General features: G+C 59.3%; 10 protein-coding genes. 5 read left to right on the forward strand and 5 right to left on the reverse strand.

The genetic code is table 11. From position 1 onward, the window contains the following. Positions 1-51 precede the first annotated feature (51 nt). A complete protein-coding gene (locus Q0778_RS04710) occupies positions 52-624 on the reverse strand; it encodes a DUF3617 domain-containing protein (RefSeq protein ID WP_298303799.1) in 573 nt (190 codons plus the stop codon). 88 nt (positions 625-712) lie between these two features. Here Q0778_RS04710 and uvrB point away from each other — a divergent pair, with 88 nt between their 5' ends. Then, on the forward strand, positions 713-2,908 hold the full coding sequence (uvrB, locus tag Q0778_RS04715; protein WP_298334382.1) for an excinuclease ABC subunit UvrB: 2,196 nt from the start codon (positions 713-715) through the stop codon (positions 2,906-2,908). 65 nt (positions 2,909-2,973) lie between these two features. Beyond that, on the forward strand, positions 2,974-3,501 hold the full coding sequence (locus Q0778_RS04720) for a hypothetical protein (protein ID WP_298334384.1): 528 nt from the start codon (positions 2,974-2,976) through the stop codon (positions 3,499-3,501). Here the strand turns inward: Q0778_RS04720 and Q0778_RS04725 are convergent. Continuing rightward, positions 3,487-5,598, reverse strand: coding sequence for a thioredoxin family protein (locus Q0778_RS04725; RefSeq protein WP_298334386.1), 2,112 nt, complete (start codon positions 5,596-5,598; stop codon positions 3,487-3,489). The two genes, Q0778_RS04720 and Q0778_RS04725, sit on opposite strands and share 15 nt — an antisense overlap. 99 nt (positions 5,599-5,697) lie before the next feature. Between Q0778_RS04725 and Q0778_RS04730 the strand changes: the two genes are divergently transcribed. After that, a complete protein-coding gene (locus Q0778_RS04730) occupies positions 5,698-6,939 on the forward strand; it encodes an FAD-dependent monooxygenase (protein WP_298334388.1) in 1,242 nt (413 codons plus the stop codon). On the opposite strand, the gene Q0778_RS04735 is transcribed toward Q0778_RS04730, so the two are convergent. The 3 genes from Q0778_RS04735 to hemC form a co-directional block, all read right to left on the reverse strand. Further along, entirely contained in the window at positions 6,936-7,904 is a 969-nt protein-coding gene (locus Q0778_RS04735; protein WP_298303788.1) for a hypothetical protein, read from the reverse strand. The two genes, Q0778_RS04730 and Q0778_RS04735, sit on opposite strands and share 4 nt — an antisense overlap. A gap of 69 nt (positions 7,905-7,973) precedes the next feature. Further along, entirely contained in the window at positions 7,974-8,651 is a 678-nt protein-coding gene (locus Q0778_RS04740) for a uroporphyrinogen-III synthase (RefSeq protein WP_298334390.1), read from the reverse strand. A 9-nt stretch (positions 8,652-8,660) separates the two neighbouring features. Continuing rightward, complete coding sequence (hemC, locus tag Q0778_RS04745) at positions 8,661-9,572, reverse strand: hydroxymethylbilane synthase (protein ID WP_298334878.1); 912 nt, start codon at positions 9,570-9,572, stop codon at positions 8,661-8,663. Positions 9,573-9,659: 87 nt separating this feature from the next. On the opposite strand from hemC, the gene tsaD reads away from it, so the two are divergent. Both tsaD and Q0778_RS04755 read left to right on the forward strand, forming a co-directional pair. Then, positions 9,660-10,715 carry a tRNA (adenosine(37)-N6)-threonylcarbamoyltransferase complex transferase subunit TsaD gene (tsaD, locus tag Q0778_RS04750; RefSeq protein ID WP_298334392.1) on the forward strand — a complete coding sequence of 352 codons (1,056 nt, stop codon included), beginning with the start codon at positions 9,660-9,662 and terminating at the stop codon, positions 10,713-10,715. Continuing rightward, entirely contained in the window at positions 10,712-11,743 is a 1,032-nt protein-coding gene (locus tag Q0778_RS04755; protein WP_298334394.1) for an NAD(P)H-dependent glycerol-3-phosphate dehydrogenase, read from the forward strand. Before tsaD ends, Q0778_RS04755 begins: the two co-directional genes overlap by 4 nt. The last annotated feature ends 25 nt before the right edge of the window (positions 11,744-11,768 follow it).

Consider the following 11,768-nt stretch of genomic DNA (forward strand, 5'->3'; position numbering starts at 1 on the left):
AAAGCGGCCAGGTCGCCCCAGCCGCTTTTCAAATGCAGTCAATGCACCAGTTTACCCGGTGCAGTCACCCACGCGCTTGCCGTTGCTCTTTGCACTGATGCTCATCGCACCCATCTCAGAGCCTTCCATGGAGATGTCCATTTCCATAGCGTAGCTTGTTTCATCATAGGTGCCGGTGTTGGTGATCTTGGCCACGCCCGAGTTCGGATCAGTGCAGGTCATCGCCATATCGATGGTACCACCAGCAAACTGGAACTTTGAGTATTCGCAGTCCGCGGCATCGCTGCCTGAGAACATTTCAGCCGCAGGTTCTTTCGCCTCTTCCTCAGTCACACAGGATTTGGTCGTGTTCTTCTGCCCGCGCATCGCATCAAGCATCGGCCCAACCATGCCGCGGGCCTCTTCTGGCAACTGGCTTTCGTCAAATTTGATGTCAACAAACTCGACCGTGTTTTCCCACTCGCCGGGGGAGATGGTCAGGTCAGAATTGGCGAGGACAGCTTCGGCCTCTGCCTGAGTGATTGTGCCGTCACCGTCTGCGTCGGCTTCCGGCGCGCCGCCACAAGCGGCAAGAGCCAAGGCCGAAGCGAGAGCGCCTGCGCCCATGAATTTGGCTGTAGTCATTTCTAAAGTTCCTCCCTCATTGCGAAAGGGTGAATAGAGACCAAGCCACCGCTTCACAACAGCCATCTGATGTACCATATATGTTCGCATGTCAGAATTGGTGATTAGACGCGGGCTGGAAGAGCCCGAAACCGGGGAGGAATTCACTCCGCACCGTCCCGCGAGGCCGGAAAAGTCGATGCCGGGCAAGCCGTTTAAGCTTGTCTCCGAATATGAGCCCGCTGGCGATCAACCCACTGCGATTGCAGAGCTTGTGGCGGGCACGCGCGAGGGGGAACAGACGCAAACCCTGCTGGGTGTGACCGGGTCAGGCAAGACCTTCACCATGGCCAGCGTCATCAATGAACTGCAACGTCCTGCCCTGATCCTTGCGCCCAACAAGATCCTTGCCGCTCAATTGTATGGCGAGATGAAAAGCTTCTTTCCAGAGAATGCGGTCGAGTATTTCGTCTCCTACTACGACTATTACCAACCCGAAGCCTACGTCCCACGCTCCGACACTTACATTGAGAAAGAGTCCTCGGTGAACGAGGCGATCGACCGAATGAGGCACTCGGCCACGCGTGCACTGCTTGAGCGCGACGATGTGGTGATCGTTGCCTCGGTTTCGTGCCTTTACGGTATTGGATCTGTCGAAACCTATTCGGCGATGATCTTTGACATCAAGAAAGACGAGAGCGTCGATCAACGCGAGCTGATCCGAAAGCTCGTTGCACTCCAGTACAAGCGCAATGATGCTGCCTTCACACGCGGATGTTTCCGGGTGCGCGGCGACAATCTGGAGCTCTTCCCCAGCCACTATGAAGACATGGCATGGCGCATCAGCTTTTTTGGCGATGATATTGAAGAGATTGCCGAATTTGACCCGCTAACCGGCAAGACCGGAGCGAAGCTGGATACAGTACGGGTGTATGCTAACTCGCACTATGTAACGCCCGGCCCAACCATGAAGCAGGCAACCGAAGCGATCAAATTCGAACTGGCCGAGCGGTTGAAGGAACTGGAAGCAGAGGGTCAGCTCCTGGAGCATCAACGCCTCGAACAACGCACTCATTTTGACCTCGAAATGATCGGTGCGACGGGGTCATGCAATGGGATCGAGAACTATTCGCGCTTCCTGACCGGTCGCCTTCCCGGCGAACCGCCGCCAACGCTGTTCGAGTACTTGCCTGAAAACGCTCTGCTCTTCGTTGATGAAAGCCACCAGACCGTGCCGCAAATCGGCGCGATGGCGCGGGGAGACCATCGCCGCAAGATTACGCTCGCGGAGTATGGTTTCCGCCTGCCCTCGTGCATTGACAATCGCCCGCTTCGTTTCAACGAATGGGACGCGATGCGCCCGCAAACCGTGGCTGTCTCAGCAACACCTGGTCCATGGGAGATGGAGCAAACAGGCGGTGTGTTCGCCGAACAGGTTATCCGTCCCACCGGCCTGATTGACCCGCCGGTCGAAATCCGTCCAGTTGAAGATCAGGTCCAAGATTGCATTCAGGAATGCCTTGCCACCGCCAAGAAAGGCTATCGCACACTCGTCACCACTCTGACCAAACGCATGGCAGAGGACCTCACTGAGTTTATGCACGAAGCAGGCGTGAAGGTCCGCTACATGCACTCCGATGTCGAGACGTTGGAGCGTATCGAGCTTATCCGCGACCTGCGCATGGGCGTGTATGATGTGTTGATCGGCATCAACTTGCTGCGCGAGGGACTTGATATCCCCGAATGCGGCTTGGTTGCGATCTTGGATGCGGACAAGGAAGGCTTCCTGCGTTCAGAGACTTCGCTTGTTCAAACCATCGGGCGCGCGGCGCGCAACGTCGACGGGCGCGTCATCCTCTACGCCGATCGCGTCACCGGCAGCATGGAACGCGCGATGGCCGAGACCGACCGTCGCCGCGAGAAGCAGCGCGCCTTCAACGAAGAGCATGGCATCACCCCACAAACGATCAAGCGTGACATTGCCGATATCGTTGCGCACACCGCGTCGCAGGATGGGGTGACGGTCGATACCGGCGATGATGAGGTCAATAACCTCGTCGGCCATAATCTGCGCAGCTACATTGAAGACCTTGAGAAACGCATGCGCGATGCCGCCGCTAATCTTGAGTTCGAAGAAGCAGGCCGCCTGCGCGACGAAATCCGCAGGCTTGAGAATGACGAGTTGGGCCTGCCCGACGAACAGAAGAAAGCCCCACGCGTGGGGCGCTCAAACGAGGGCAAGCCAGGCACGAGGAAGACACGGTTCGGCAAGACACGAGCCAAGCGGATGGGTGGGAAACCGTGAGGACACTCGCGCTACTCTCACTGCTTCCCCTCGCAGCCTGTAAACCGCCTCCCACGGATGCGGATATGATGCGCGATATGCCTGAGGCTGCAGAGACTTTCGCTTCCGATCCCCTGCCCTCGCCTGATACCGAAGATGCGATGTGGGCGCTTAGCCAGCGGACCGATGGACGACTAATCTATGGTGTTCCGGGAGAAACGGCCGTGCTGTCGATCGATTGCGATATTTCGGCCATCCCGACCCTCCGGATCACCCGCAATTCACCCGCTGACGAAGGCGCTGGAGCGCTGCTGGCGATGGTTGGCAACGGTCATATCGGGCGGATAAAGGTCGATGCGACCGAAGTAGGGAATGATAGCTTTTGGGTGGGGGAATCGCCGGCATTGAATGAGGTTTGGGAGCCTCTTGCCGGGCCCCGTGAACTGACACTGACCGTGCCCGGCGCAGGTATGGTCTCGATCGGTCCAAGCCCAATGCCCGGACTGATGATCGAAGCGTGCCGCGCGGGTGAATTGTTAGATGGGGCGGCATTGCTGGAGGCCCAAGAAGGCGAAGATGATGGTGCCGATCTGGACGCGTCACCGGTCTCGTAAAGCGCGCTCGCTAAGCATTTCGGGGGTAAGCACTTGGGGCAATTGCTCCGGCTCGCCTGATCCCGGCTCGTACCAGAGGTAGAGCGGCACGCCAGCCACACCTTGCTCTGTGAGGAACTGCGTGATTGCCTCATCGCGAACCGTCCAATCGCCTACGATTGCCACAACGCCAGCTTCTTTGAATGCTTCGGCAGTGGACTCGCGTTCAATGGCGACGCTTTCATTCACTTTGCAGGTGACGCACCAATCGGCGGTGAACCATACGAAGACCGGCTGACCCGATGCGCGCGCCTCGGCTAAGACCTCTTGGCTAAAGGCTTGCGGTTCGAGCAGCGATGCAGTGAGATCGCGCGATGGCGGAGCATAACTTGAAGGAAGCGCGAAAGCTCCAAAGATCAGGAAGGGTGCAGCGACCAGCCCGAATGCTGGCCAAGCCATCTTGCCCGCCTTCTGCAAACGACCAACGACATAAAGCGCAAGCACAATCCCGAACAATGCCACCAGCGCGAACAGCGCGAACCCTCGTCCACCAAGTTGCGCGGTGAGCCAGATCAACGCCAGAGCGGTCAGCCCCATAGGGATCGCCATGGCCTTGCGGAAAGTGTCCATCCAAGCGCCGGGTTTAGGAAGTCGCTTCCGCAGCGCGGGGACAAAGCCAATGGCGAGGAACGGCAGCGCAAGCCCCAGCCCAAGCATCGCAAACAGCAGCAGTGCCAGCGGTGTCGGCAGTAAGAGCGCCGCGCCCAATGCCGCCGCCATAAAGGGTCCGGTGCACGGTGTCGCAGCGATCGCTGCGACTAGCCCGGTGCCAAAAGCGCTGCGTCCCTGCCCATTGCCCGTGTCGATGCTCGGCAGCTCAAAAATGCCGCCGAAGTTCAAGGTAATGACGGTCGCGAGCACGAGAAGCGTGATCACAACGCTCGGGCTCTGCAATTGGAATGCCCAGCCGACTTGCTCACCAGCAGCGCGCAAGGCCAGCATGATCCCGCCCAACGCCACGCAGGCGAGAACCACACCGGCGGTGTAGGCCAGTCCCTCAGAACGGGCCTCCGCTTCGCTCTCCCCGGCCCGCGCAAGGCTCAACGCCTTTAGGCTAAGGATCGGGAAGACGCAGGGCATGATGTTGAGAATCAAGCCCCCCACCAGCGCTCCCAAAATGAGCGTCCAAAGCGGCGGAGTGAGCGCCTCGGCACTGTTCATAGTGACAAGGGGATCGCCGACAATCGCGACCTCACCTGGTGCTGCTGCGAAACGGACGCCCGCTTCTCCGCCAAAAGAGAGGATGCCCTCGATGGTTTCTGCCTCGCCAGAGCCGAAATCGCTTAAGGGAACTTCGACCAACAATAGGTCTCCATCGCGCCAAAAGCTTTGGAATGGCGCGTAATCGACGAGCCTCGTGTTCGCGATGAAGACATGCGGGTCCGACAATTCGACGCTTTCAGGAAGCGGGATTGCGAGCCGCAGAGTTTGGTCGGTGATGGTGAACGTCGCGGCCGCATCGAGCATAGGAGCGATTTCCGCCCGCCAGCGCGCAAAATCTCTGCCCAGTGTGCTCCCCTGCCCCGCGCTCAAAACGGCGCCCTGAGGTACACAGATCTCATCCGTACAGGCGAGATATTCGACCATGCCTGTGACTTCGGGAATGCCATCGATCACCGCGTCTGCGGGCACCGCAACAGGGACCAGCAATGCGTACTCGCCCTCGTAAATGTGGTTCATAAGATCGGCGATGAGCAGCCTCTTGGGCACAGGATAGAGATGTTCGCCTGCTTCCCAGCCCTCTGGCAGATCGAGCGCCAATTGCATGCCCAATCCGGCATCACCCGGATTGGCCCAATAACCGTGCCATTCGGGCGCGCTTGGGGTGAAACGCAGCGCTAGCATCCACGTCTCTCCAGCTCGCGGCGCACCATCAGCGTAAAGATCAACCGCAATGCGATCATCACCCGTGCGCTCAATCCGCTGGAGTGCAAGCGCGCGCTCGTCGTCGGCCTCTTGTGCCGCCAACCCTTGAGGAAGCACCAAGAGCGCCGCAAACGCGAGCAACAGTGCCTGAAACCATGCGTTACGCGCAAAAGGAGGTGCAGCGATTGTCACGGTCTTTGGCTTGCCTCACTAAAGTTGGTGTATCAATTGGATTCCCTAGCGAGCTAAATAGTCTTCGCAAGGCCCACTTGAAGAGTTAGACGGAGCCCGATGAGCGATTCAACAGACACTTCACCTTCTGGGGAGACCCGCGACCTCCTCATTTTAGGGGGCGGCCTAGTCGGTATGGCGCTGGCCTTGGCAGCGGCCCGTCAGGGTATCTCCAGCCATGTGATTGACCGCGCAGACCCGGCTGAGCTCACCAAGGAAGGCTTTGACGACCGCGCTACCGCGATCTCAACCGCCAGTTGGCATATGTTCACCAATATCGGCATTGCGGACTACCTTGAGCCGTTTGCTTGCGACATCGCCAGCATTGCGGTGACCGATCAGAACAAGCCTGGACGTCTCGACTTCACGCCGGAGCCACACGAAGGCACACTGGGTCGCATGTTCCCAAACCGACGATTGCGGCTTGCTCTGTTTGAGGCCGCAGCCGATGAGCCTCTCATCCATTGGGCATCCAAGGCGGAGATAGTGGAGCGCCAACGCAGCGAATTTGGCGTGGCTGCGGTGCTGGACGATGGGCGAAAGCTCAAAGGCCGTTTGATGATTGCAGCCGAAGGGCGGCAATCCCCCACGCGCGATCAGGCAGGCATCACCATCGCCAAATGGGATTACAAACATCGCGCGATTATCGCAGGGCTCACCCATTCCAAGCCACACAACAATGTTGCTTGGGAAATCTTCTACCCCGCAGGGCCCTTCGCGCTGCTGCCGATGAAGACGCAGGATGATGGCTTGTACCGTTCCTCCTTGGTTTGGACCGTGTCCGAAGAAGACGGCAAGGGTGTTGTCAAACTGGGTGACCGGGCCTTTATGGCCGAAGTCCAGAAGCGCATGGGCGATGTTCTGGGCGACATCACCAGCGTGGGAGCACGCTCAAGCTACCCTCTGGGTTTCCACCACACCGCCAAAATCACCGGCGAGCGTCTCGCGCTGATAGGCGATGCGGCGCATGGAATTCACCCGATCGCTGGCCAAGGGCTGAACCTTGGTCTGCGCGATGTCGGCGCATTGGTCCAGGTTCTGGTCGAAGGCGCAAGGCTCGGTCTTGATCCAGGCGATACCGAGAATCTGAAGCGTTATGAGACGTGGCGCGGGCTCGACAGCTTTATGGTCGCGCTTGCCACCGACGGTCTCACGCGCCTCTTTGGTGTACCGACGGGCGCGGCAAGCGCAGTGAGGCGCCTGGGCATGGCAGCGGTCCAACGCACGCCTTTACTCAAGACCTTCTTTATGGACGAAGCACGCGGCGTGTCGGGCGATTTGCCTGAATTGTTGAAGGCTTAGTCTTCGCCATCGCGATCAATCGGGCTGGGCTGTGTGACCACATTGCCTGCACCATCGCGAAGCCCACTTTGGTCAAGTACGGCAGCGGTCTCAATCACTTCGAGCGCCTCCATCACCGCTTTGAAGCGTTCCGCATCGGCAATCCATGCTTCGGCTTGGGCCGCACCTGGCATGCCTTTAATCTCATCGATCGCGTTCTGATAACGGCCTTGTTCAAGGGCACTGCGAGCGCGATCCAATCGCAATTGAGGCTGGGGTGACGGAGTGCTCTCGCGGCGAACCACGAATAGCTCGCCAAGCTCGCGCCGGATCCGCGCCCAGCTTATGCCTTCTTCGCGCTCAACCAATTGAGGGCCGAGGCCATCAAGGCGCGCGGTAAGGTTATCAATGCGCAAGGGATTGCGCGAAAAGCCGATGATGGTAGCAACAGCATTAGGCCATTGGTCTGAGAACCGCAGGCGCAGCTGGTCGGCGAGATAACCCAGTTCTGCCCCACGCTCGACCGCACGACGCGTAGCAAATGCGATAAGCAGGCCTTCAGCGCGGGCAGCATTGCCTGCGGCAGCTTGCGCTTGAAGATCGAGCCGCGCGAGGCGCTGTTCAGCTGCGGCCAATCGCTGATCGATGCCGCCTTGCTGATCGACAACACGGGTAACGACTTCCGCCGCTCCTTCCGCATCGCCTTCTTCCAGCGCGGCAACTGCTTCGGCCAAAGGTGTGGGGGACGCGGTAACAGTGGTGGTAGGGCTTGAGCCAGCAGCAGGCGAAGCTTCGCCCTCTACTGGTTCGGCTGACGGAAGTTCTGGAGTGCCTTCTGCCGATGCCACAACGGGATCATCGGGCTGATAATTGTACCAAACGACATAGCCGACCAAAGCGCCGCCAACGCCGAAAGAAGCTGCGGCAGCAAGCAAGAAACGCCCCATCGAGGTCGGTTTTCTGCGGCTGCCAAATTTTGAGTCCATCGAAAATCTGCCTTGCGATCCCGTTCTTGTGATCCCTCCAACCCGAAAGGAAGGAACGCGGGTTTACATCTATATGGACGCAGAACGCGCTAATTCCAACATCGCGCGGTCATTTGGGGCGTCAGAGACGTGGATATCGGCCCAGCCCTTGCCCGCAGCGGAGGCCACTCGCGGCCCTATGGTGACAAGGCTGATCCTCTGGCGATGGAGGGCCATACGGCGCGCTTCATTATCAAATTGGCGAGCGGCGGCGGCGGAATGAAGAAGCACCGTCAGGCCTAAATCCTGCAAGGCGCGCAAAGGTTCAGGCAATTCAAGCGACACTGCTTTGTACACGATGCGGGTTTCGAGATTGACCCCGGAAGGCGGCTCCAAGGGTACATGCTCAGCACCTGCGAGCCGTAAGAGCGTAGTTTCAGAGCGCACCGTGTCGAGAACATTCTGCAATCCGCCTGTCCCAATCGAAGCAATAGCGAAACCCGCTTCACGAGCCGCTTCTGCGGTTGCCTCTCCCACGGCGTAGACCGGCTTGTCAGTCAAACGGGTCAAAGCCTCACCCCCATGGCGAATGGCATTGGCGCTTCCAATAAGCAGCGCGTCTACTGTCACGGGATCAGGGCAGTCCCACTCCCACGGGCGTATCTCAAACAACGGATAGCCCACTGTATTCAGCCCCATATCTTTGGCAGCGGCGAGCGTTGTCCCAAGGCCCGGCTCTGGCCGCACGACAAGGATAATGCCGCTCATCAGATGCCCTTAACCCGCGCCGCCAAAATGCGGCCGGATACCGGGTGTCGCACGGGTCAGCAGGTCTTTGGCAAGGGCTTTGACAGGCGCAAGATCAAGCGCATCGAACATTGTCTCGCCCTCAATCCGTTCGCTTCCGTCTGGACTGAACAGCGCTGCACGCATTGTGAGCCCCTCACCTCCGGGCTGACACAAAACCGCAACCGGTGAATGGCATGTCCCCCCAAGCTCAGCAAGAAGCGCACGTTCAGCCTCGAGCTCTGCACGGGTGCCGTGATCATCGATTGAAGCAAGCACGGCCTTGGTTGCTCCATCATTAGCGCGGCATTCGAGCACAATTGCGCCTTGAGCCGCCGCCGGAATCCATTGGTCAACCTCCAGAGGTGCGCCAACCTCACTCTCGCCCAAGCGTTCAAGGCCAGCCGCTGCAAGAAAAGTCACATCTGCCTCTCCCGCCTCAAGCTTGCCGATACGGGTTGCGACATTGCCTCTGAAAGTCACGACTTGGCAGTCTGGCCTGAGGTTCAAAAGCTGCGCAGCCCGGCGCGGAGCCGATGTGCCAACGACTGCGCCTTGCGGAATGTCGGCGATGCTTGCCGCGCCTACAAGGCTGTCGCGCCGATCAGCTCGCGGCAAAACCGCTCCAAAGCCAAATTCAACGGGGCGGATCGTCTCCACATCCTTTGCTGAGTGTACCGAGACATCGATGCGTCCCTCAGCCAGCCAGACGTCCAACTCTTTGGTCCACAAGGCCTTGCCACCAATCTCCGCAAGTGGCCGATCGAGAACCTTGTCTCCGCTCGCAAGAACCGGAACCAGTACGACTTCGTCTTCAGACCATCCATGTGCTGCGCAAAGACGTTCGCGTGTTTCGATGGCCTGCGCCATTGCAAGCGGTGAATTGCGCGTTCCCAGACGCAGTTTTACCGCGCCATCTGCCCCATGTGTCAGCAAGAGTGTCTCCCGTCGCGCTTGCTCTAGCTCGCACAAGGACTAGATGGAAGCTCGATGGGATCAAAAGCTCACATAGTTTTGGGGATCGAATCCAGCTGCGACGAGACCGCAGTGGCGCTTGTCACGTCTGACCGGCGCATCCTGGCTGAGCGGATTGCGAGCCAGGAAAAAGAGCACGCTCCCTATGGCGGAGTGGTCCCGGAAATCGCCGCCCGCGCACACGCAGAACGGCTCGCGCCCATGCTGGAAGCGGTGATGGAAGACGCTGGGCTTTCGTTGGCTCAGGTCGATGCGGTGGCCGCCACAGCAGGTCCTGGCCTTATCGGCGGCGTTATGGTGGGCCTTGTCAGTGGCAAGGCTCTGGCGATGGCTTCGGGCAAACCCCTGATCGCGGTGAACCATTTGGAAGGCCACGCGCTCTCGCCAAGGCTTGCCGATGAGGCGCTGGGCTTTCCCTATCTCCTGCTCCTGGTTTCCGGCGGGCATTGTCAGATTTTGAGCGTTGAAGGCGTGAGGCAATACCGCCGCCTTGCCACCACTATTGATGACGCATTGGGCGAAGCCTTTGACAAGACCGCAAAGATTCTAGGTCTGGGCTATCCCGGAGGGCCGGCGGTCGAGAAACTAGCCCTGGAAGGCGATCCCGAAGCGGTTCCCCTTCCCCGCCCTCTCAAAGGCTCCAAGGAGCCACATTTTTCCTTTGCCGGGCTCAAGAGCGCTGTTTTGCGCGCCTATGAGAGCGGCGAGCATAAGGCCGCCGATATTGCGGCAAGTTTTCAGCAAGCAGCGGTCGATTGTTTGATAGACCGGCTCAAAGAGGCGCTTGGGAATGCCGGCCCGCATCCGGCACTTGTGGTCGCGGGTGGAGTGGCCGCGAACAAGGCCGTGCGCGGCGCGCTGGAATCACTTGCCAGCCAACACCAGATGCAATTCGTTGCGCCGCCCTTTAAACTGTGCACCGATAACGCGGCGATGATCGCCTGGGCTGGGTGCGAGAGGCTTATGATTGATCCAGATTTCGCGGGTGACCCGCTCAACCTGAAAGCAAGGCCGCGTTGGCCGCTTGACCCGGATGCAGAAGCCGTGCGCGGAGCGGGAGTAAAGGCATGACACTTCGACAGGCTGAGGGTGATCGGGAGATCGTCGGCGTAATTGGCGCAGGCGCATGGGGCACTGCGCTTGCCCAAATGCTCAGCAGTGATGGACGCGAAGTCCTGCTCTGGGCTTTCGAGCCAGAAGTCGTCGACGCAATCAACAGTGAGCACCGCAATTCGCAATATCTGCCAAGCGCCAAGCTCGCTGACAACATCCGAGCCACCGGCGATTTAAGCGATTTCGCCGCAATCGATACCGTTCTCGCGGTTACGCCCGCGCAGGTCTTGGGAAAGGTCCTCGAAGGTCTCACCCGACCTCCGCGTGATCTGGTGCTGTGCTCCAAAGGCATTGAAGCGGGCACTGGACGGCTGATGAATGACGTTGCTCGTGCGGCTTCTCCGGGCAGCGAAATCGCTGTCCTGTCCGGCCCAACCTTTGCGCATGAAGTCGCCGCGGGTCTGCCTACGGCCATCACTTTGGCCTGCGAAGGTGGTCGCGAGCAATGGGAAAGACTTTCTCCTGCCGTCGCGCGGCTCGCGTTTCGGCCCTATTACTCGGACGATGTGACCGGCGCTGAAATCGGTGGATCGATCAAGAATGTCCTCGCGATTGCCTGCGGCGTGATAGATGGTCTTGGCCTCGGTCAAAACGCGCGCGCATCAGTTATTGCGCGGGGCTATGCTGAAATGCTGCGTTTTGGTGAAGAATTGGGCGCGCAGACCGAAACGCTCGCTGGCCTGTGCGGGCTTGGTGATTTGGTGCTGACCTGTTCCTCCACCTCCAGCCGCAATTTCTCGCTCGGCAAGGCGCTTGGCGAAGGCCAGTCGGCTGCAGACCTCATGGCCGATCGCACAACCGTTGCTGAGGGCGCGCACACTGCGCCCGTATTGGCAGAGCTCGCCAAGGATCGCGGTATCTCCATGCCAATCGTGGTAGCGGTCAACGCAATCCTCAAAGGCGAAGCCCCGAGCGATGTCGTCGCAATGCTGCTTGCTCGCCCCCTGACCGCTGAGACCATTGGCGACCAAGCGGATATTGCGTGAGCCTTACGCCCCCGCCTTCACCCGA

Origin of the sequence: uncultured Erythrobacter sp. (assembly GCF_947502395.1) — a bacterium.
GTDB lineage: Bacteria > Pseudomonadota > Alphaproteobacteria > Sphingomonadales > Sphingomonadaceae > Erythrobacter.